This is a genomic window from Pseudosporangium ferrugineum, assembly GCF_003002065.1.
GTDB classification, from domain to species: domain Bacteria; phylum Actinomycetota; class Actinomycetes; order Mycobacteriales; family Micromonosporaceae; genus Actinoplanes; species Actinoplanes ferrugineus_A.
Genome location: NZ_PVZG01000044.1, coordinates 1 through 21353, shown reverse-complemented (window position 1 = coordinate 21353; position 21353 = coordinate 1). Strand labels below are relative to the sequence as shown.

At 71.3% G+C, this 21353-nt stretch carries 20 protein-coding genes and 1 other RNA gene; 7 read left to right on the top strand and 14 right to left on the bottom strand.

Features of this window, described 5'->3' with window-relative positions; translation table 11 throughout:
- Positions 1–1205 precede the first annotated feature (1205 nt).
- An RNA gene (gene rnpB, locus CLV70_RS37660) (RNase P RNA component class A) lies at positions 1206–1605 on the bottom strand.
- Positions 1606–2059: 454 nt separating this feature from the next.
- Here rnpB and CLV70_RS37655 point away from each other — a divergent pair.
- Entirely contained in the window at positions 2060–2812 is a 753-nt protein-coding gene (locus CLV70_RS37655; RefSeq protein WP_106131400.1) for a sulfite exporter TauE/SafE family protein, read from the top strand.
- A gap of 103 nt (positions 2813–2915) precedes the next feature.
- Positions 2916–3368, top strand: coding sequence for a MarR family winged helix-turn-helix transcriptional regulator (locus CLV70_RS37650; RefSeq protein ID WP_211304046.1), 453 nt, complete (start codon positions 2916–2918; stop codon positions 3366–3368).
- 158 nt (positions 3369–3526) lie between these two features.
- Here CLV70_RS37650 and mctP read toward each other — a convergent pair whose 3' ends face one another.
- From mctP to CLV70_RS37610, 8 genes are all read right to left on the bottom strand, one after another.
- Complete coding sequence (mctP, locus tag CLV70_RS37645; protein ID WP_106131399.1) at positions 3527–5173, bottom strand: monocarboxylate uptake permease MctP; 1647 nt, start codon at positions 5171–5173, stop codon at positions 3527–3529.
- On the bottom strand, positions 5166–5426 hold the full coding sequence (locus CLV70_RS37640; RefSeq protein ID WP_106131398.1) for a DUF3311 domain-containing protein: 261 nt from the start codon (positions 5424–5426) through the stop codon (positions 5166–5168). Before CLV70_RS37640 ends, mctP begins: the two co-directional genes overlap by 8 nt.
- A gap of 144 nt (positions 5427–5570) precedes the next feature.
- On the bottom strand, positions 5571–6869 hold the full coding sequence (locus tag CLV70_RS37635) for a glycoside hydrolase family 18 protein (protein WP_106131397.1): 1299 nt from the start codon (positions 6867–6869) through the stop codon (positions 5571–5573).
- Between the two features lie 84 nt (positions 6870–6953).
- A complete protein-coding gene (locus CLV70_RS37630) occupies positions 6954–8054 on the bottom strand; it encodes a bifunctional RNase H/acid phosphatase (RefSeq protein WP_425440277.1) in 1101 nt (366 codons plus the stop codon).
- 2 nt (positions 8055–8056) lie between these two features.
- Positions 8057–8791 (bottom strand): zinc ribbon domain-containing protein, encoded by a 735-nt coding sequence (locus CLV70_RS37625; RefSeq protein WP_106131395.1) that lies wholly within the window; start codon positions 8789–8791, stop codon positions 8057–8059.
- On the bottom strand, positions 8788–9648 hold the full coding sequence (locus CLV70_RS37620; RefSeq protein ID WP_106131403.1) for a Nif3-like dinuclear metal center hexameric protein: 861 nt from the start codon (positions 9646–9648) through the stop codon (positions 8788–8790). Before CLV70_RS37620 ends, CLV70_RS37625 begins: the two co-directional genes overlap by 4 nt.
- A 40-nt stretch (positions 9649–9688) precedes the next feature.
- Entirely contained in the window at positions 9689–10252 is a 564-nt protein-coding gene (locus tag CLV70_RS37615) for a flavoprotein (RefSeq protein WP_106131404.1), read from the bottom strand.
- Positions 10253–10271: 19 nt separating this feature from the next.
- Positions 10272–11501, bottom strand: a complete 1230-nt coding sequence (locus CLV70_RS37610; protein ID WP_106131394.1) for a helix-turn-helix domain-containing protein — start codon at positions 11499–11501, stop codon at positions 10272–10274.
- A gap of 247 nt (positions 11502–11748) precedes the next feature.
- Here CLV70_RS37610 and CLV70_RS37605 point away from each other — a divergent pair, with 247 nt between their 5' ends.
- A complete protein-coding gene (locus CLV70_RS37605) occupies positions 11749–12444 on the top strand; it encodes a bifunctional DNA primase/polymerase (protein WP_106131393.1) in 696 nt (231 codons plus the stop codon).
- A 584-nt stretch (positions 12445–13028) separates the two neighbouring features.
- Entirely contained in the window at positions 13029–13478 is a 450-nt protein-coding gene (locus CLV70_RS37600; RefSeq protein ID WP_106131392.1) for a GNAT family N-acetyltransferase, read from the top strand.
- Between the two features lie 224 nt (positions 13479–13702).
- Here CLV70_RS37600 and CLV70_RS37595 read toward each other — a convergent pair whose 3' ends face one another.
- Positions 13703–14266, bottom strand: coding sequence for a flavodoxin domain-containing protein (locus CLV70_RS37595; RefSeq protein WP_106131391.1), 564 nt, complete (start codon positions 14264–14266; stop codon positions 13703–13705).
- A gap of 173 nt (positions 14267–14439) precedes the next feature.
- Between CLV70_RS37595 and CLV70_RS37590 the strand changes: the two genes are divergently transcribed.
- Positions 14440–15114, top strand: a complete 675-nt coding sequence (locus CLV70_RS37590) for a hypothetical protein (protein WP_211304045.1) — start codon at positions 14440–14442, stop codon at positions 15112–15114.
- Here the strand turns inward: CLV70_RS37590 and CLV70_RS37585 are convergent.
- Complete coding sequence (locus CLV70_RS37585; RefSeq protein WP_425440276.1) at positions 15111–15971, bottom strand: IS630 family transposase; 861 nt, start codon at positions 15969–15971, stop codon at positions 15111–15113. The genes CLV70_RS37590 and CLV70_RS37585 overlap by 4 nt on opposite strands.
- 206 nt (positions 15972–16177) lie before the next feature.
- Positions 16178–16762, bottom strand: coding sequence for a helix-turn-helix domain-containing protein (locus CLV70_RS37580; protein ID WP_106131390.1), 585 nt, complete (start codon positions 16760–16762; stop codon positions 16178–16180).
- A 47-nt stretch (positions 16763–16809) separates the two neighbouring features.
- Here CLV70_RS37580 and CLV70_RS37575 point away from each other — a divergent pair, with 47 nt between their 5' ends.
- Entirely contained in the window at positions 16810–17730 is a 921-nt protein-coding gene (locus tag CLV70_RS37575; RefSeq protein ID WP_106131389.1) for an NAD(P)/FAD-dependent oxidoreductase, read from the top strand.
- Positions 17731–17905: 175 nt separating this feature from the next.
- Here the strand turns inward: CLV70_RS37575 and CLV70_RS37570 are convergent, their stop codons facing one another.
- Positions 17906–18757: a hypothetical protein gene (locus CLV70_RS37570; protein ID WP_106131388.1), complete on the bottom strand. Its 852-nt coding sequence runs from the start codon at positions 18755–18757 to the stop codon at positions 17906–17908.
- Between the two features lie 232 nt (positions 18758–18989).
- Complete coding sequence (locus CLV70_RS37565; RefSeq protein ID WP_106131387.1) at positions 18990–19505, bottom strand: hypothetical protein; 516 nt, start codon at positions 19503–19505, stop codon at positions 18990–18992.
- Positions 19506–19708: 203 nt separating this feature from the next.
- Between CLV70_RS37565 and CLV70_RS37560 the strand changes: the two genes are divergently transcribed.
- A complete protein-coding gene (locus tag CLV70_RS37560) occupies positions 19709–20923 on the top strand; it encodes an MFS transporter (protein ID WP_106131386.1) in 1215 nt (404 codons plus the stop codon).
- The last annotated feature ends 430 nt before the right edge of the window (positions 20924–21353 follow it).

Here is a 21353-nt window from a genome sequence, read left to right as displayed (position 1 = left end):
CAGCGACACGTGGCGATCCCGCACCCACCGTGAGTGGACAAAACGGTCAAGCCGAAACGGTCAGACAGGGAGCAAAAACCTCTGACGGATCGAGGACAACCACAACCCATACGACACCGGGCGCTGAGACTGTGGCGCAAGGCAAACAACGCTAGCCTCGACGCCAAGAAGACCGTCTAGCCGGAGCTGTCACGGATCACCTGACCCGGATCCGTAACGCATCAAGTGGAGCCGGACAGGACAGCAGGACAGCAGGACTGATGTGTGAGAAGTTTCCATACATCTTCAAGGCGGCCCTTCGGGCCGCACGCGAGCCACTCGGCCGGCCGACCGCGCCTTGCCGCTTCGCTCACGGCGCGGCCCGGCTGTGGCCGCCGCGGGACTGACGAAACGACGAAGCCTCGTATTCCTCGCTGCCGAGGAACCGAGGCTTCTCTCAAAATTGGACCCGCAGAATGGGCAGGGTGTTGTCCGATGGACGAGCGGTCATTTGCTGAGATGCCTCCCCGCCTCTGCGCTCTTACTGCAGGCTGAGGTCCCATTCTCGTAACAGCCGTGACTACAGTGGCGAGATATTGGACGCCAGTAGAAGGGTTCGCTTTCCTGGGCAGAGCTAATGCCCCGTTCGGTGACTACTTCGGCGTCCTCGCATCCGCAGCGCTGGCAAGCTTGTCGGCGCTCTCTATCAGTCATCGCCACCTCCGTCAGCGCTACGGCACCTCCGAGCGTCTCACCCGTCGCGCTCCCGCGCCATGGCTTTGCCAAAGCGCATGCGGCCGGTTCGTCATCGACCATGCCTCCGGCGGGTAGGGCCTCCGGCCCTACGACCCGGAGAGGGCCTCCGGCGGCCGGGGCTCCGCCCCTGGACCCTGGACGCTCCGGGATGGCCGTCATCCGGCGGGGCCAGTCGCGCACCAGAGGCCACCAGACCGCGCCTGCCTGGTCCAGGTCGTTCGTCCGGCGGGGCGCTCCACCTGGACCAGGCAGGCGCGGCCCGGACGAGCGAAGCTTGCGCGACGGGATGCCACACCGGCTCGGGAGCTGGGTGTGTCGCGAGATTAAGAGCCAATTTCTGGGCCGTCTCTGGGCCGTCCGGGCCGTCCCTGGGCCGTCAAACGCCGACCAACACTGACAGATGTCGACCAGTACTGACGTTCTAAACACCAGCTCAACACGGGTGAACAGCGCCCTCAGCAGGAGGGCGACGGACGAGTCGGCCTGTACGCCGGATTTTGTCCGCGGCGATTGCTCGCCGCTGGGCGGTCATCCATCTCGGCCTGCCGTTGCCGGCAGGCTCGTGCGGCCTACCCGCAGGCTCGGGCGAGCAGCCCTCGAACGCCTGCGCCGGCCCGGCGTCCTGCGACATCGGGCCTTGCTTGGCCTTGCTCCGGGTGGGGTTTACCGAGCCACCCCGGTCACCCGGGGTGCTGGTGGGCTCTTACCCCACCGTTTCACCCTTACCGGCACTAGGCCGGCGGTCTGTTCTCTGTGGCACTTTCCCGCGGGTCACCCCGGGTTGCCGTTAGCAACCACCCTGCTCTGCGGAGTCCGGACGTTCCTCGGCGACACCTCGAAGGGTGCCGACGCGACCGCCCAGCCGACTCGTCCGTCGCGCCTCATCCTACGGCAGCGGCCCGGGCCGGTCGGCAGGGCGGCCCGGGGCGGCAGACAACGGAAGGCCGGAGGGAAGTGGGGCCGGCGAGGAGCGGAGGGGCGGGAGGCCGGCGAGGGCCGGAGGCCAGCGGGGCGGGAGGTCGGCGCGAGCGGCAGGCGGCGGGGGACGGAAGGCCAGCCTGGAGCGGCAAGTCGGGCGGGAGCGGCAGGCGGCAGGACGGGGAGGAGGCAAGGCGGCAAGGAGGACGGCGCGGCGGGAGGGGCGGGCCGGGCAAACGCACGGGCGTAAGGGAGTGAGGGAGTGAGGGCGGCGCGGGCTGGGGCCGCGCGGCGGCGGGGGCGGCGGGGTGGCTGGGCAGCGGGGGCGGCGGAGGTCGGACGGGTGGGCGGGGATCGGCCGGGTGGGGTGGGTTGAGGGTGTGAGGCGCCGTAGATTCTTCGCATTATGGATGTTGGACAGGTTGTGCTGCTGGTTGCCGCGGGGGTTGCTGCCGGGGTGGTCAATGCCGTCGCGGGGGGCGGGTCGCTGATCACGTTTCCGAGTTTGATCGGGGCTGGGCTGCCGTCCGTCGATGCGAATGTGACGAACTCCGTCTCGGTTTTTCCGGGGTACGTCGCCAGTGTTGCCGGGAGCAGGGCCGACCTGGCGGGTCAGCGGCGGCGGCTGGTGACGATCGTGCCGACGAGTGTGGTGGGGGCCGTCGGGGGGTGTGCGCTGCTGCTGGGGACTCCGGCGCGGGCGTTCGAGGTCATTGTGCCGTTCCTGGTGCTCGGGGCGGCGGCCACGCTGGCGTTCCAGGAGCGGTTGCGGGCGCTGGTCGGGCACAACACCGCGGATCGGCGGGGCGCGCTGCAGGTGGTCGTGTTCGTCGGTGCCGTGTACGGCGGATACTTCGGCGCCGCCCTCGGGGTCATGTACGTGGCCGCGCTCGCCCTCGTGCTCGACGAGTCGCTGAACCGGATCAACGCGCTCAAGAATGTGCTGTCGGCGTCCGTCGGGCTGGTGACCGTGGTGGTCTTCGCGATCTTCGCGCCGATCCACTGGGGGGCGGTGCTGGTGGTCGCGCCCGCGACGGTGATCGGCGGGTATGTCGGCGCCCGGGTGGCACGCCGGCTGCCCGCGCGGGTGCTGAAGGTTCTCATCGTCGCCTTCGGTGTCACGATCGGCCTGGTCCTGCTGTGGCGGGCGTTCTTCTAGAGGGAAGCGCGGCCACGCGGCCAGGCGGCGAACACGCGACGCTGTCAGCGATCATTCAGCTTCGGGCGGGCAGAATGGGCTCGACGAGGGAAGGGCACACAGGGTGAGGGACGAAGCGGCGCTCGGCAGCATCGAGACGCAGGTGGCGATGCTGATCCGGCTGGGTGAGGCCACGCGGCGGAGTTCTCCCCGGCCGCACCGGGCGCTGGACCGGGCGGCGTACGTGATTCTGCGCCTGCTCCGGGAGTCCGGGCCGCAGAACGTCTCGGTCCTCGCGAGCCGGCTCAACCTGGACGGCTCGACGGTGACCCGGCAGGTCAGCGCCATGCACCGGGACGGGCTGGTGGCGCGCAGCCCCGACCCGGAGGACGGGCGGGGCACGGTCATCGCCGCCACCGAGCGGGGGCTCGAGCAGGTCGAGGCGGTGAGCACGGCCCGCCGTGAGCTGTACGACCTGGTGCTGAAGGACTGGACGTCGCAGGAGCGCAAGGAACTGGCCGCGGTGCTGGAGCGGCTCACCCGCGACATGGACGCCCACATCAAGGGCCGCGAGTAGACGTCGCGGCCCCGGAAAGGACGTCCGGGGCCGCGACGATCACAGGAGCGGGTCAAGATCGGAAAGCCGGCCAAGGCCAAGGAAGCCGGCCAAGGCGAGGGAAGCGGGCCAAGGCGAGGGAAGCGGGCCAAGGCGAGCGGGGAGGGAAGAGGGAGCGGTCAGGTCGAGGAGGCGATCTCGCTGGGCGTGGTGCGTCCCCTCTCCAGCCGCGGATCTCCCTCGTCCGCGAAATAGTCGTCTCTGGTCGTACCGTCGACGCCCTCCGGGGTTTTGGCCGCCCGCAGGATCAGCGTGACGATCACCGCGACCAGGAGGTTGAGCAGGACCGCCACGAAGCCCACGTAGATGGTCCGCTTGGTGTCGAAGCCGAATTCCGAGAGCGGGAACGCCGAGCCGCCGAAGTGCTTGCGGCCGGTGTTCGGGTTGCCGATCTGGTAGAGCATCCAGAGGCCGAGGCCCATGCCCGCCGCCCAGCCGGCGATCAGGCCGCCGCGGTGCAGCCAGCGGGTGTAGAGGCCCAGGGCCACCGCCGGGGCGGTCTGCAGGATGATGACGCCGCCGATGAGTTGCAGGTCGATGGAGAACTGCGGGTCGAGGAAGATGATGCAGGCGACCGCGCCGACCTTCACCACCAACGACGTGATCTTGGAGACGTTCGCCTCCTGGGCGTGGGTGGCGTCCTTGTTCAGGTATTCCTTGTAGATGTTGCGGGTGAACAGGTTGGCCGCCGCGATGGACATGATCGCCGCCGGGACCAGGGCGCCGATGCCGATCGCCGCGAACGCCACGCCCGTGAACCAGGACGGGAACTGCTGGTCGAAGAGGAGCGGCACGACCGTGTTGCTGTCCACGCTGCCGGCCTTGCTGCCGGGCAGCGGCTTCACGCCGGCCGAGATGGCCATGTAGCCGAGCAGGGCGATCAGGCCGAGCAGGAAACTGTACGCCGGCAGCGCCGACATGTTGCGCTTGATCACATTGCGGTTCTTGCTGGCCAGCACGCCGGTGATGCTGTGCGGGTACAGGAACAGGGCCAACGCCGAGCCGAGCGCCAGGGTGACGTACTGGAGCTGGTTGTTGGCGTTGAGCGTGAGGCCGTCGCCGGGGTTGGGCGACGCCTGGAACTTGGCGCTGGCATCGTCGAAGATGGTGCCCCAGCCGCCCAGCTTGTACGGCAGGTAGAGCACCGCCACCAGGATGACGATGTAGATCAGCGTGTCCTTGACGAACGCGATCAGCGCCGGCGCGCGCAGCCCGGACTGGTACGTGTACGCGGCCAGGATCGCGAACGCCACGATGATCGGCGCGTGCCGGGCGAGCGCGCTGTCCCCGGTGACGCCCATCGTCTTGAGGACGGCCTCGATGCCGACCAGCTGCAGCGCGATGTACGGCATGGTCGCCACGATCCCGGTGATCGCCACGAGCAGCGCGAGGGTCGGCGAGTCGAACCGGGTGCGGACGAAGTCGGCCGGCGTCACGAAGCCGTGCCGGTGCGACACCGACCAGAGCCGGATCAGGATCAGGAAGACCAGCGGGTAGACGATCACCGTGTACGGCACCGCGAAGAAGCCGGCCGCTCCGGCGCCGAAGACCAGCGCGGGGACCGCCACGAACGTGTACGCGGTGTAGAGGTCGCCGCCGATCAGGAACCAGGTGATCCAGCCGCCGAAGCTGCGGCCGCCGAGGCCCCACTCGTCGAGGTGTGCCATGTCCTTGGGCGCGCGCCACTTGGCCGCGACGAAGCCCATGCCGCTGACCAGCAGGAACAGCAGCGAGAAGACGACGATCTCGGTGATGTGGTCACGCATCGCCGTCCTCCCGGGAGGGCGTGGTCCCCAGTGGTGCCGGGGCGGGCCGGCGGGTCATCCGGTAGACGAGGGACGTGCTCGCCACGCCGAGCAGGATGAAGGAGAACTGGAGCCAGTAGAACGCCGGGAAGCCCCACAGCCGCGGCGAGTCGAAGTTGAACAGCGGGGTCGCCAGCGGCACCGCGATCGGGATGATGAGCAGCCAGTTCCACGGGCTGCGGTCGGTGCGGGGAGCACGCGTCTCATCGGTCAAGGTGACACCTCCTCCTCGGCAGTAATCACGGCCATCGGCCGCAGGTTACCGAGACGTTTCGGACCGGCCTCGCACCGCAGATCATGGTGCGCCGAACGGCAAGGGTGGTGCGCCGAACGGCACACCACCCTTGATCGACAATGGTCAGTGCCGCCAGGGCGATCCGAGGCCCGCGGCGATGGTACGGGTGAGCGACGCGTTCTGGTCGTCACCGTCCAACGACCACATCATCGCCCCGCCCAGCCCCTGCGCCCGGATGTACGCCGTCTTCTGCGCGATCTGCGCCGGGTCGTCGTACGTCCAGAAGGTGGTGCCGTCGAAGAGCCAGGTGTGGCCGGCCCGGCGGTCACGGTGGACGGTGAAGCCCTGCGCCGGCAGGTTCTTGAGCACCTTGTAGTCCTCGGTGCCGACCGCGAACGTGCCGGGCGCGCCGCCGGTGACCGGGGCGAACAGGCCGGTGCCGCCGCCGGTCGCGCCGGTCCAGCCCTGGCCGTAGTACGGGATGCCGAGGACCAGCTTGCGGTCCGGGGCGCCCAGGTCACGCCACTTCTCGATGGCGACCTCGACGGAGAAGTCGGGGTTGTCCGGGGCCCCCTTCGGCACGTGCAGCGCGGACTGCTGGTTGGTGCGCTGCTCCCAGGAGCCGTGGAAGTCGTAGCCCTGGACCGTACCGAAATCGAGGTATCGGAAGATCTTCGGCTCGAAACCCGCGTCGATCTTGGCCGGGGCGGCCGGCAGGAACGCGGTCAGGTCGTAGTGCTTGCGCGTGGTGCGCGACAGCCTGTCGAGCTGGCGGCGGAACTCGGCGGTGAGCAGCGTGAAGTTGTGCTTGTCCTCGGGCCGGATCACGTTGCCGGCGTTGCCCTCCGAGCCGGGCCACTCCCAGTCGAGGTCGACGCCGTCGAAGATGCCGCCCGCGACGCCCGCGGGCAGGCCGGGCAGGTTGCCCTTGATCCACAGGTCCACGCAGGAGCTGACGAGCTTCTTGCGGGAGGCGTCGGTGAGCGCGGCGTCGGAGAAGTACGCCGAGCCGGTCCAGCCGCCGAGCGAGATCAGCACCCGCAGCCCGGGGTTCTTCCGCTTGAGCTCGGCGAGCTGGTTGAGGTTGCCGGAGATCGGCTGGCCGGCCACGTCGCCGACGCCGTCGACGCTGAGCTCGGCGGAGAACGGCGTCTGCCAGTCCGCCCAGGGGTCGGCCGAGTCGCAGACGCCGGCCGCGGTGACCGGGCCGAACGCGTAGTTGAGGTGGGTGAGCCGGGCAGCCGCGCCGGACTTCTCCACCTTGGCGAGCTGGAAGTCGCGGCCGTAGATGCCCCACTGGGTGAAGTATCCGACCTTGACGTACGGCTTCCTGCCGTGCGCCTCGGCGACGCCCGGTGCGGCGGTGAGGCCGACCAGGACGGCCGCGGCGACGGCGAGGAAGCGACGGGGGTATCCGCGCATGAGCCCTCCAGGGGCGAGCGAGCTTTAAAGAAAGTTTCCTGATTGAGGAAGCTAAACGCCCGCACCCGGAGGGTCAATACGGAGCTACCGCAGATGTGCCGTCTCGTTGACCGAGCGCACCGCGATGCCGCCGTCCGGCCACATGTCCACGGTGGAGACGCCGGCCGCGTCGAGGAACAGGCGGTGCAGGAAGGCGTCGCCGGCCGCCAGCGCGTCGCGCAGGATCAGCTTGATCGGCGAGACGTGCGAAACCACCACGACCACCGATGACGGGTACGCCGACCGCAGCGTCGCCAGGGCACCGCGCACCCGCTTCGACACCGCCTGGAACGACTCCCCGCCCGGCGGCGCGACGCTCGTCGAGTCCAGCCAGCGGTCCATCTCGTCCGGCCAGCGCTCGCGCACCTCGGCGAAGCTCAGGCCCTCCCAGTCGCCGAAGTCGCACTCGATCAGCTCCGGCATGACCGTCACCGGGACGCCGCCCAGCTCGGCGGCGATCAGCTCGGCGGTGCGCGTACACCGTCGCAGGGGTGAGGAGACGACGGCCGCGACGTCGCGGCTGATGCCGGCCACCCGCCCGGCCGCGGCCATGGCCTGGGCCTCACCCTCGTCGGAGAGCGGGACGTCGCCCCGGCCGGAGTAGCGGCCCTGCTTCGTGAGCGCGGTCTCGCCGTGGCGCACCAGGATGAGGCGCGTGGCGGCGTCCAGCGACGGCGGCGCCCAGCTCCTCGGCGCCCCGGCCGGCTTCTCCTCGGGCTCGATCACGTCCCGCACCGGCTTGCCCGCGGCCTCGTCCATCGCCCGGTTGGCCAGGGCGTCCGCGAGCTTGTTGCGCTCCCGCGGGATCCAGTCGAAGGTCACCTGCGCGAAGCCGTTCACCAGGGTGGCGGCCTCGGCGGCGAGCGGGCGCAGACCCGGATTCTTGATCTGCCAGCGCCCGGACATCTGCTCGACGACGAGCTTCGAATCCATCCGTACGTCGACCCGGGCGGCACCCAGCTCGGCGGCGGCCCGCAGCCCCGCGATCAGGCCCTGGTACTCCGCGACGTTGTTGGTCGTGGTGCCGAGCGCGCCGTAACGCTCCAGCAGGACGTCGCCCGAGGTGACGTCGCGGACCACGGCGCCGTAGCCAGCCGGGCCCGGGTTGCCCCGCGACCCCCCGTCCGCCTCGACGACCACCCGCATGCTCAAAGCCCGGACTCCGCCGTGCGGACCATGATCCGGCGGCACTCCTCGCAGCGGACCACCTCGTCGGCCGGCGCCGACTTCACCCGGCCGAGGTCGGCGCCGTACAGCTCGATCCGGCAGCCGCCGCAGCGGCCCGAGCGGAACAGCGCCGCGCCCAGCCCGGTGTCCTCGCGGATCTTGTCGTAGAGCTTGAGCAGGTCGGGCGGCAGATCCGCGGCGAGCGGCGCCCGGGACTGGGTCTTGAACTCCTGCTCCTTGGTGATGTCCGCGTACGCCTCGTCGCGCCGCGCCTCGGCCGCCTGCCGCCGCTCGGTGGCCTCGGTGAGCCGCTTCTGGACCTCGTGCAGCACCTGCTCGGCGGTCTCGCGCTGCTCCATGAGCTCGAGCTCGGCGTCCTCGAGCTCGGACTGCCGGCGGTTGAGGGTGGCCAGCTCGTGCTGCAGACCCTCGATCTCGCGCAGCGCGCCGCCGGCGTCGAGCCGGGCCTGGTCACGCTGCTTGCGCGTACGGACCTGCTCGATGTCCTTCTCGAAGCGGGCGATGTCGCGGTCCAGGTCGTCGACGGCCACCTGGGCCCGGGCGCGCTCGTCCTCCAGCGCGGAGATCTCCCGGGCGACCGTGTCGATCTCGGCCAGCTCGGGCAGGGACCGGCGGCGGTGCGCGAGCTGGTTGAGCGCGGTGTCGACGGCCTGCAGGTCGAGCAGGCGGCGCTGGGCTTCGGGAGCGGCCTTCACAGATGGTTCTCCTTGTTCGAGCTGACCGCGTGCACGGTCCAGGGGTCGGTGTCGAGGTCGGACACGAGCGCGGTGACGCCGAACTGCGCGCGCAGCCACCCGGCCACCTCGTCGAGCCAGGGCCGCTCGCTCGCCCAGTGGGCGACGTCGAGCAGGGCCGGGCCGCCCGCGGCGAGATGCTCGCTCGCGGGATGATGGCGCAGGTCGGCACACAGGTACGCGTCCGCGCCGACGGCCGTGGCGTCGCGCAGGAACGAGTCCCCCGCTCCCCCGCACACGGCGAGCGTACGGATGAGGCGATCCGGGTCACCCGCGGCCCGGACCCCGGCGGCGGTGGCCGGGAGCCGGCCGGCCGCGAAGGTGGCCAGGTCGGCGAGGCGCATCGGCGCGGCGAGCTCCCCCACCCGGCCGGCGCCGCGGCCCTCGCCCTCCGCCGGGCTGCCCGCTGCGGCCGGCACCAGCGGCCGGAGCATGACGAGGTCGAGCCGGGCGGCCAGGGCGTCGGAGACCCCGGGGCTGGCGACGTCGGCGTTGGTGTGCGCGACGTACAGGGCGACGTCCGCCTTGATCAACCGGTGCACGATCCGGCCCTTGTACGTGTCCGGGGCCACCGACGACACGCCCTTGAGCAGCAACGGGTGGTGCGCGACGATCAGTCCGGCGCCGGCCGCGACCGCCTCCTCGACGGTCTCCGGCACGCAGTCGACGACGCACAGGACCGTCTCGACCGGCAGGTCGAAGTCGCCGAGGACCGGCCCGACCCGGTCCCACTGCTCGGCCCAGGACCTCGGATAGCGGGCGTCGAGGGCGGCCACCACCTCACGAACGGTGGGCGCGGCAACGGCAGTGTCGGTCACGGCCGCCAACTCTACCCAGTCTCGGGTGCCGGGCCCGCTCTCAGGAGCGGGCGGGGGCCTGGATGCGGGCGTGCAGCGCCTGGAGCGCCCGGCGCCAGGGGAACTGGCTCCGGAACCGGTCGTTCTGGCCGGGTCCGCCCAGCACCACGACGTCGTCGCCGTGCAGCACGACGACACCCCAGTCGCGCAGCTTCGCGATGCTGTCGTGCAGCGCCGGGTGCATGGCCATGACCCGGTTCGTGTACGGCACCACCACGGTCGGGGTGCCGAAGCCGTACCCCTCGACGAGCAGCCCGAGCACCAGCGTGTCGGTGATCCCGGCCGCCCACTTGTTGACGGTGTTGACGGTGGCGGGCGCCACGATCATCGCGTCGGCGGGTGGGAGCAGGTCCTCGTCGCCCGGGTTCTTGTAGTAGCTGCGTACGGCGTGCCCGGTCTGGGCCTGCAGCGCGGCGGCGTCGACGAACTTGCGCCCGTCCGGGGTGGTGATCACGCAGACCTCCCACCCCTCCGCCTGGGCCAGCTCCACGAGCACGCCCACGTCCCGGGCGATCGGCGAGCCGCACACGAGCACGTACAGCACACCGCTGCCGGGATTGACCATGCTCACCGCGGAACCCACCTCATACCCCGACTCCCATCTGTTCGGCCAGCTCCGCGATGGGGGCCGGCGGGGTGCCCCGCGTGCGTCGCAGCACGTCGGAGATGACCTCGTGGGCGAGCGGCCGGCAGCGGATCTCCGCGGGGGCGAGCCGGTCGCCCTCCAGCAGCATCTCGCTCGCCTTCTCCACGTCGCCCAGCTGCGTGTAGCCCCGCGCGATGTCCAGGTAGTGATGCGCACGCCGTTCGGGCAGCATCGCGGCGAAGGCCTCGCCGTCGATCCTCATGTGCGTCTCCACCGCCTTGCCGCCGTCACCGAGCTCGACGGCGGCCGCGGCCCGGTGCAGCTCGACGTTCGTCGGCCCGAACGACGTCCAGTAGTAGTTGAAGTCGCCGCCCAGCGCGCCGGCCGCCTGCTCGGCGCCGCAGACCAGGTCGCGCACGGTCGCGCTGTCGCCGATCCGGGCCGCGGCCATCGCGCCGGTCAGCAGCAGCAGCCCGTACACGGAGAGCCGCTCGGGGGTGGCCGAATCCGCCGTGGTCGGCGCCAGCCGGTTGGCGATGTTGACGTTGACCTCGAGGGCCGAGCGCACCCGGCCCAGCGAGAGCAACGCCATGCCGACCCGGTGACTGGCCATCCCGGCGAGCAGCTGATCGCCGGCGCGCTGCGAGACGGCGATCGAGCGGTCGGCCGCCAGCCAGGACAGCTCGTGCTCGCCGACCTTGCGCAGCGCCGAGGAGGCGATCTGGTAGACCTGCCCGAGCAGGTGCGCGGCGTCGCGGGCCTCGTCGGTGCTGGCGTGCGCGCTGTCCGCCGCCTGCGCGTCCCGCAGCAGCTGGGGGAGCTTGCGCGCCAGGACGCCGTACTTCGCGTGCTGGTAGGTCAGCCAGGCGTGGCTGACCGCCTTGCGCATCTCCGTCAGCGGCGGCGCCTGCGGGACGGGATGGAAGAACGCGCTCATCTGGTCGTAGCGCTCCAGCGCCGCCCGGATCTCCTCGACCTCGACCTGGTCGATGCAGTTCTGCGTCTCCGGCCGCCGCTCGACGTCCTTGCCCAGCAGCAGCTGGACGTCGATGGCGAGCACGTCGGCGATCTCGTAGACGACGGAGAACTTGTCGAGCCGGCGGACCCCGCGTTCCACCTTGTCGACCCAGCTCTTGGACTTGCCCAACCGGTCCGCGAAGACCTGCTGAGACATCTTGCGACGGCCGCGCCAGTAGGCGACTCGGCGGCCGATCGGCAGCTCGTCCACGGTGCCTCCCCAAACTCATCCGGCGTACGCCGCCGGTGAGCAACCCGGTGCTTCGCCATGCAGTGTGGACCTCACTCGTCTGTGCTGGTCGCACAACTTGTGTGATCGCCTGCCCACCGTTGCTCGTAGTTTCTCATGCAACTTGCAATGCGTGATCTGACCGAACCAACGAAAGCGTGTCGCGCTTGGTGACGGTATCGCCGCCTGGTATAGCGGCCGATGCCGGCGAATCGGGGGTATTCCGACCATGCAGGGGAACAACCGTCGGCCGTTCGGCCCATGGACCATGATCGATCGGCTGCGCCTGCGCCGCGCGGCCCTGCGGTACGCCGCACACGGCTGGGCGGTGACACCGGGGGCGTACCTGCTCGGCGACCGGTTCACCTGTGGCCGGCCGGGCTGCCCGATCATGGGCTGCCATCCGGCCATCGAATGCTGGGAGGACGACGCGTCCGCCGACCCGGCGCGGATCGCCCGCTGGTGGCGGCGCCTGCCGTACACAGTGCTCCTGGCGACCGGGGGCCAGTTCGACGCGCTCGAGGTGCCGGCGCCCGTCGGCCTGCGGGTGCTCGGCGCGATCCGGCTGCACACCGGCGTGATCGGACCCGGCCTGGGCGACGCGCGCGGCCCGGTCGTGGTCACCCCCACCGGCCGCTGGATGTTCCTGGTCCGCCCCGGCGAGGAGCTCCGCCCCGACCTGGCGTCCTGCCTGGACGTCCTGCGGCACGGGCGCGGCTCGTGGATCCCGGCGGCACCCAGCCGTACGCCGCAGGGCCCGGTCCGGTGGGCCGTGACCCCCGAGCAGAACGGCTGGCGCCTGCCCGCGTCCGCCACCGTGCAGGCGATGCTGCTGGACGCGCTGGACGCCCTCGGCCGCCGTCCACAACGGAAGATGACGGTGACCGTGCCGCGGCAGGTGTCCACGGCCCGCCGGGCCGCCTGATCGCCGCTCCCCCGGGCCGCATGCTCGTCCCCGCTCCCGGCCGCATGATCGTTCCCGGCCGCATGATCCTTTTTGGCCGGGCGGCGACCACCCAGCGGCCGCCGGGTCGTTGACCCTGACAACGGACGGGAATCGGGCACGACCGGGGGAACGCATGTCAGGAGCCAACGTATTTGCCTACCTTTCGGTAGTCGAGTCACCCGAACGGGTGAACATCCGATCACGCTGCGCAGGCACCCGCCCGTCGAACTCCCGCCCGATCGGCTCCCGGCCCACCGGCTCCCGCCCGGCCCGCCTCCCCGGCCCCGGTATCCGGCCTTGACGGCGCCAGCGGCCCAAGCCGGCGGCCATCATCGCGGCGCCCACTCTCCGGCCCCGGGAGCCGGCTCTGATCACCACGGCGCCTCCCCGGGCTTGATCACCGCGGCGCCCACTCTCCGGCCCCGGGAGCCGGCTCTGATCACCACGGCGCCTCCCCGGGCTTGATCACCGCGGCGCCCGCTCCGCGGCGCGCGCTCCGCGGCGCCCGCTCCGCGGTGGGAAAGCGGTCGCCCGGTCGCGCGCCGCTTGGGACGATCCGGCGCATGCTCGAGATCCGCCAGCTGCCGGTCGGCGACCCCGACGCCGTCGCCATCGTCCGGTCGTACCTGACCGAGATCGTCGACCGGTACCACGGCCGGCCGATGCCGGCCACCCTCGTCGACCGGGTGCTGGCCGAGGAGCCGCCCGGCGGCGTGGCGGTGCTGCTGGTCGCGTACCGCGACGGAAAGCCGGTCGGCTGCGTCGGGCTACGGCTCCCCGGCGAGGTCACCAAGATGTACGTACGGCCGGAGGCACGCCGCACCGGGGTCGCCCGCCACCTCCTCGCCGCCGTGGAGGACGCCGCCCGCGCCCGTGGGCTGCGCACGTTGCGGCTGGACACACGCAACGACCTGGTCGAGGCCCGCGCCCTCTACGCCGCGTGCGGATACCGGGAGGTGCCCGCCCGCGAGCAGCGCCAGTTCGCCGACCACTGGTTCGAGAAGGCGATCTAGTAGCACGACGTGGTTGGGGTAGTCGGAGTTGGCCATGGTGAACGCTCGTGGCGGCCCGAACTGCGCCTCGATCGGGTCGGCCCACGAGGGCGCTGATCGGGGGGAGGCACAACTCGACCTTGTGCTGGATTCGCCGGCAGCGCCCGACTGTTGATCACGCGCATTTGTTCGGGCCGCTCGTCGAACGGGCGCTCGTCGGTGCCACGGCCATGAGAGCGCCCTGCTCACTCCGTTGGCTCGCCTGCGCGTCGGCCGATCGGAGCCTGCGCCAGCTCGTGGGCGATCTCGTTGGCCCAGGTGTCGATCTCGGCCCAGGCGCGGAAGTCGCCCTCGGGCAGTAAGGTGCGGCCGGCGGGCAGCGCCTTGATCAACCGGTCACGGAACCCGAGTTTGCCCGGGTCCAGCGCGCCGAGGAAGACCCGGTGGTGACCGGGGTGGATGGACTCCCTGAACTCGGCGATCTCCGCCGGCTCCGCGCCCGCCCGCACGCCGCGGCCATTGGCGCCGGTGGTCTGGGTGCCGAGTGGTCCGCTGCTGAACAGCCACACCGGCTGACCCGCCGCCAGGCTTGCGCGGTTGCGTCGGACGAAATCCGTGCCCTCCTTCAACCACTTCCCGAAGTAGACCGCGCTGCCGATCACGAAGGCTTGATAGCCGGCCAGATCGGCGACTGCTTCCACCGGCCGCGCCTGCGCCTCATGTCCGGCCTCCGTCAACTTGTCGGCGATGCGCTCTGCGATTGCCTGCGTGGCGCCGTACCTGCTTGCATGGGCAACAAGAACCTTCATGGCTGCACCTCGCCGGCGCTGGGCGACCTACTTGGTCACATCTCCGTCGACACCTCAAATCTTGGGATCGACAACGGCGTCCGGCAAGAGCCGAGAGGCTTTCCGAGTAGGGCCTTCGCACCTGGATCCGCGTCGACTCCGTGCTGCACGGTTGAGGGTGGAGAGGAGTCATCATGCACTCGACGACGGCGACGGCCTTGACCCGAGAACGCGCTGTGAACCGGGACAAGACGGCCACGAACGCCACGAGGACCGTTGTCTCGACGTTTGGCCTGCTGGCGGGTCTGGCGGGCGTTGAGCACGGGGTCGGAGAGATGCTTCAGGGCTCGGTCAGGCCAGAAGGACCGGTCATCGAGTCTTGGCCGGATTCGAAGGCGTTCGAGATCCTTGGCGGTGAGCCCGCCCTGACGGTCATCCCGAACCTGCTGGCGACCGGGATTGCCGCCGTCATCGTCGCGGTCGCGGTCGTGGTCTGGTCCGTCAGGTTCGTCGACCGGCGACACGGTGGTCTGGTGCTGATCCTGCTCTGTGTGCTGTTGCTGCCGGTCGGCGGAGGATTCGGCCCGCCGCTGATCGGGGTCATCGCCGGCTTCGGCGCAACAAGAATTGGCACCCCTCCCCGTCGGCGTCCAGGGCGCGTCGCCCAGGCCGTAGGGCGGGTCTGGCCGTGGATCTTGGGAGCCGCGGTGCTCGGATACCTGTCTCTGCTGCCGGGCACCATCCTCCTCGCTCAACTCCTGGGAGTGGACAACCCCGCGCTGGTGTCGACGCTTACCGCCTTCTCCTTCGCGGGACTCGTCCTCGCGCTGGCCGCCGCCTGGGCGGCGGATCACGTACGAGCCGGCTAGTGTGCTGCGCCGGAAACTCGCCTACAAAATCGGGTAAGTGATTCAAGGATTTCTTCGGCGGTCTTGGTCCAGATGAACGGGCGTGGGTGGGTGTTCCAGTCAGCGATCCAGGTCCGGATGTCGGCTTCGAGGGCTTGGACGCTTTTGTGGGTGCCGCGGCGGATCTTCTGGTCGGCGAGGAACCCGAACCAGCGTTCGACCTGGTTGATCCAGGACGAGCCGGTCGGGGTGAAGTGCATGTGGAAGCGCGGGTGTTTCGCGAGCCAGGCCAGGATGGCAGGGGTCTTGTGGGTGCCGTAGTTGTCGCAGACCAGGTGGACGTCGAGGTCGGGCGGGACGGTTTTGTCGATCGTGATCAGGAACTTCTTGAACTCGACCGCGCGGTGCTGGCGGTGCAGTTCGCTGATCACCGAGCCGTCGGCGATGTCGAAGGCGGCGAACAGGCTGGTGATGCCGTTGCGGTGGTAGTCGTGGGTGCGCCGTTCGGGCCCCTCTTCGACCTTGTCCAGAGCGATCGATGCCGGCCGGCCGGGACGCTGTTCATCGATCAGCCCGTCGAGGCGTTCGGCCAGGAACCGCCGCCGCCATCTACCCGCAGTGGACAGCTGCGCATTCAAAGCCGTTGCCACATCAGTGTTCGAGGCACCCTCGGCACACGCCAGAATGATCCGGGACCGCATCGCGAGGAGCAGGCCCGCGGCCACCCGCCTGGCCGCGGTCTCATCCGTCTCGGCCGTCGTCCTGCTCGCACCCTCGGCACTATGGGGCTTCGGATATCTTCCGGTGCTGTTCGGCAGCGGCATCACGGAGTCGCCGCTGTGGCAGGGCCTCGACGTCACCGACAGCGGCAACATCACCGTTCTCACAGCGGCCGCAGCCAGCACAGTCGCCCTGCTGGCGACGGCCCTCAGCCGACCGCTACGTCGTCGATCATCATGACGCCGGCGCCGTGGCGGCGCCGACGTCAGGCAGCTGGTGCGTTGGTCTTGAGGGATCCTCGGGTTCGTCCAGCGGCTCGGGTTTTCGGGTGGCCCGCAAGCCGGGATCCCTCAGGGTTCACGCGCTAGGTGCGGGACGGGCGGGCGCGGACGTGCATCCGCTCGCCCTGGGGGCCGAAGATCGTCAGCATCTCCACCGCCTCCCCCGTCGCGCTGCCGAACCAGTGCGGTACGCGGGTGTCGAACTCGGCCGCCTCGCCCGCCGGCAGGATCAGGTCGTGGGCGCCGAGGATGATGCGGAGCCGGCCGCTGAGCACGTAGAGCCACTCGTACCCCTCATGGGTCTGCGGGTCCGGTTCCTGGACCGGACCGGCCGGGATGAGGTGCTTGAACGCCTGCATGCCGGTGGGTTGCCGGCTCAGCGGCAGGATCGTCTGGCCGCTGCGGTGCTTGATCGGCCGCGCGTAGATCCGCGGGTCGCCGGTGGCCGGGGCGTCGACCAGCTCGTCGAGCGGCACCCGGTACGCCCGGGCGAGCGGCAGCAGCAGCTCGAGGGTGGCCCGGCGCTGCCCCGACTCGAGCCGCGACAGCGTGCTGACCGAGATGCCGGTGATCTCCGAGAGGGCGGCCAGGGTGGTGCCCCGCTCCCGGCGCAACGCCCGCAGCCTCGGCCCGACCGCGGCCAGGACGTCGTCCTCGTTTGCCGTCATGGCAAAGAACTTTGCCACTTCGCCGGGGGCCGCGCCACCGTGGCACCATGACCTACGACGTGATCGTGATCGGCGGCGGGCCCGCGGGCCTCAGCGCCGCGCTGGTGCTCGGCCGGGCCCTGCGCTCGGTGCTCGTGGTGGACGCGGCCTCCCCGCGCAACGCCCCGGCCGAGGGCATCCACAACTATCTGACCCGCGACGGCATCCCGCCGGCGGAGTTCCGCGAACTCGGCCGCGCCGAGGTGGCCGGCTACGGCGGCGAGGTGATCGACGCGACGGTCGCCACGGCGGCGGCCGGCCCGGACGGGCTCAGCGTCACCCTCACCGACGGCCGCGAGTTCCGGGCGCGGCGGCTGCTGCTGACCACCGGCCTCACCGACGAACTGCCGGACATCCCGGGGCTGCGCGAGCAGTGGGGGCACGGGGTGCTGCACTGCCCGTACTGCCACGGTTACGAGGTGCGCGGCCGGTCCATCGGGATCATCGGCTCGTCGCCGATGTCGCTGCACCAGGCGCAGCTGTGGCGGCAGTGGTCCGACGACGTGGTGCTGTTCCTGCACACGGCGCCGGCCCCGGACGACACCCAGGCCCGCGAACTGGCCGCCCGCGGCATCACGATCGAGACCGAGAAGGTCGCCGAGGTGGTGGCGGACGGTGGGCGGCTGACCGGCGTACGGCTGACCGACGGCCGCTTCGTCGCCCGGGACGCGCTCGTCTCGATGTCCCGCCTGAACGCGAACGCGGACCCGCTGCGAGCCCTCGGCCTGCAAGCGACGGAGAACGACTTCGGCGCCGCGGTGATCGCGGACCCGACGGGACGCACCCCGGTCCCCGGCGTCTGGGTCGCCGGCAACGTGACCGACCCGATGGCCCAGGTGGTCAGCGCGGCGGCGGCCGGTTTGCAGGCGGGCGCGATGCTGAACAGCGACCTGATCACCGAGGAGGTGGCCCGGGCGGTCGCCCGATGAGCACCGGCCAGCACGACGGGGCCGGGCGGGGTGGCCGGCACGGCGCAGGCCGGGCGGGGGTGGCCGGCACGGCGCAGGCCGGGCGAGGTGGTCGGCACAGTGCGGGCCGAGCGGGGTGGACAGCACGGCGCGGGCCGGGCGGGGTGGTCAGCACGGCGCGGGCCGGGCGGGGTGGTCAGTGGCCGGCGGCCAGTTCTCGGTAGGCGGCGATCACGGCGGCGGTGCGTTCGGCCAGGTGGGGGGCCGAGTCGGTGGGGGCCGCCGTGGCGGCGGTGAGCCGGGCGATGGCGAGTTCGGCCTCGCGGGCCGTTTCGCCGATGCGCTGCTCGCGGATGAGGTTCTCGCCGGCGAGGGCGGCCGCGTCGATGCCGGACAGGATCCGGTTGGCCGTCGCCGCCGTGGAGCGCCAGAGGCCCTCGACGCGGAGTCGCTGCTCGGCGAGCGCCTGCACGGCCGGGCTGTTCGCGGGCAGGTCGTGCTGCGCCGCGGCGCCCAGCTCCTCGCGGAGTCGGCGGATCTGCTGGCGGCGGGCCATCACCGCGGCCAGCTCCCGCAGCGCGGCGGTCAGGTCACGGTCGGCGTCGCCGGGGTCGATCATGTGCCGCAGCGCCGGCCAGGTGCGCCGCACCCGCCGCGACACCACCAGGGCCCTGCCGTACGCGGCCCGCTCCTCGGCGGCGTCCAGCACGTAGGAGTCGTCGTCCCTGGGCAGCGCGAAGGTACCCTCACGCGCGGCCCGCGCCTGCTGGACGCCGGTCAGCACGACCAGGAAGACGCCACCGGCGGCGGCCGCCCACCAGGGGACGCCCAGCGCGTTCAGCACCGCGGCGAGCACGAGCAGCACCAGCGCCAGCTGCGACGAGAACCGCACGCGATCCTCCCGGCCACGCCCGCTCGACGGCGCCGGCACGACCTCGGTGACCGACCCGTGCCGCTGCCGCCGCGCCCGCCCGGTCCGCATCCGCAACGGGTACGGCGACACGACGATCTTCTCGTGGTCGGCGCCGACGAACAGCTGTCCGCTCACGGCCGCCCCTTCCGCCCTGTGCCGGTCCCGGCGGCGCTTCCGCCCGGCCCGCTGCCTGCTAGCTGAGCGGACCCGGCCGCCGAGGGGGGTACGGCCGGGCCCGCTCACCCGCGGAGCCGTCCGCAGGTGCCCCCAGAGATCGGGCGCGGGCATCCTCACTTGAGGCCACCGGCGGGTGCAGCGCGGGTGCACCCACCGCCCGGGCGAACCGGCGGGCGGCGGGCGGCTCGCGCTACGAAGCCGCCGCCAGGGTGTCGGGGTCCGGGGGGTAGCCGGGCGTGTCCGGTTCCGGCGGTGGGGGGAGTTCGCCGAGGCTTTCGAGCCGGGCCCGGATGCCGCCGCGGCTGCGGCCGAACTCCTCCATCAGGGCGCGTTCCGGCGCGCCCTCCCGGTGGCGGGCGATCAGGCGTTCGTCGTCCTCCGGGGACCAGCGGGCGCCGCGGTTGGGGTAGCGCTTCGGCCGGGTCGCCGGGCCCCTCGGGCGGCGGGCGGCGCGGAGGGTGGCGAGGCCCTCCAGGGTGGTGGTGAGGGCCTCGGCGACGGCGGGGAGGTCGGCCGGCGGGATCCCTCCGCTGATCTCGCTGACCACCTCGCCCCCGGGGCTGCGGCCGGCCAGGGTCAGCCGGATCCGTTCGTCGCCCGTGCCCGTCGCGGTGAGCTGGTAGGTGTTGCCGCCCGAGGTGAAGTGGCGGTCGAGGTGGGTGTGCGGGCGCCGGTCCTGCTCCGGCGGGTACTCGTTGTCATCCATGCGGCGACCGTAGGGAGCGGGACCGACAGTTTCGCCCGCGGCGTGTCCGGGGCCGTGGCGTTTCCTGTCGCCGGCGCGACGATCCGCCGGGCGAAACGCCACGTAACGGACGGCATCCGTCAGCGGTTCGTCAGAATTCGGCGCGAAATCGCAGAACACCATTCGGCCTGTACAGCGCCCGGAACACCAGCGAGAGTCGATGGATGACCGACGCGCCCGGGACACTGTGGCGCAACCGGGAATTCAACCTCCTGTGGGTCAGCCAGTCGTTGTCCGACGCCGGGACGGCGATCTCGGCTCTGGCCGTACCCCTGCTGCTTCTGACATTGACCTCGTCGCCGGTGCGGGCCGGGCTGGTGTCGACCATCGGGCTGGTGGTCACCGTGCTGTCACGGCTGCCGGCCGGGGTGCTCGCCGACCGCTTCGACCGGCGGCGGATCATGCTGGTGTGCGACGCGGTGCGGCTGGTCGCGTACCTGATCCTCGGTCTGGCGGTGTGGCACGGACGGCCGTCGCTGGTCCTGGTCATCGCGGTGGTCGTGGTCGGCGCGGCGGGCAATGCCTTCTTCGGTACGGCGGAGCACTCGTCCCTGCGCACCATCGTCGCACCGGGGCAGCTGCCGGCCGCGGTGGCGCGCAACGAGGCACGCTCGTACGGCACCTCGCTCGCCGGCCCTCCCCTGGGCGGCCTGCTCTTCGGGCTGGGGCACGCGCTGCCGTTCTTCGGCGACGCGGTGACGTTCCTGGCCTCGATGGCGGGCGTCGCGCGGGTGCGGCGGCCGTTGCAGCAGCGCCGCGAGGCCGGCCGCGGCGGGCACGTGGCCGCGCTGGCGGAGGGCTTCCGGTTCGTCTTCGGCAACGCGTTCCTGCGGGCGGTGCTGGTCGTCGCCGCGCCGCTGAACCTGGCGATCCACGGCATCACCTTCACGATCATCGTGACGTTGCAGGCGAATCGGGTACCGCCGGCGATCATCGGCGCGGTCTCCACCGTCGTCGCGGCCGGCGGGCTGCTGGGCGCCCTGGCGGCGCCGAGCCTGCACCGGCGGTTGCCGCTCCCGGTGCTGATCCGCGGCATCAGCTGGGCCGCCGCCCTGCTCATGTCGACGAGCGCGCTGCTCACCGGCAGTGTCGCCGCCGCGGTGCCGGTGGCGCTGGCGTTGTTCCTGGGCCCGACGGCCAACGCCGCGCTCTTCGGCCATCAGGCGGCGATCACCCCGGACCGGCTCCAGGGGCGGGTGGTCAGCGTGATCATCGTGGTGGCGACGTCGGTGTCGGCGACGGCGCCGCTGCTGGCCGGCGTACTCATCGCGGTCTTCGGCCCGGTGCCGACGGTCCTGGCCTTCGCCGCGCTGGTGGGCGGCTCCGCCGTGGTCACCTCGACGGGCCGGGGAATTCGCACCATGGAGCCCGTCGAATAGTCGGCCGCGCTGCATTATGCAGGGTCAATAATGCATTTCACGTAAGGGTGAAAGCGCATTTCCGAGGATTGGACGATCGCGTTGTCGAAATGGAACGAGCTGCTCTCAGCAACCACGCGGTCTGCAGCGCGAAGAACAACTCGCACACGAAGTCCTGGGTCTCCTACAGCTGACCTTCCCCCACAGCGGCCCCGCAACCTCCTCCATCCCCCGGAGGTTGCGGGGCCGCGGGCGTACGTGGACACACTTGCCCGCGAAAGGCACGCTGAGAACGTGCCGAACGAGACGAACGGACGGGCCCGCGCCCTCACCTTCGGCCGGGACGTGGGCGTCAACCTCCCCTATTCAGAGGGGATATGACTGATCGAGGTCAGTGAAAGAAAGGTGCACCTGACCTGCAAGGATGTGGGTGTCGAAGCCATGTCCACAG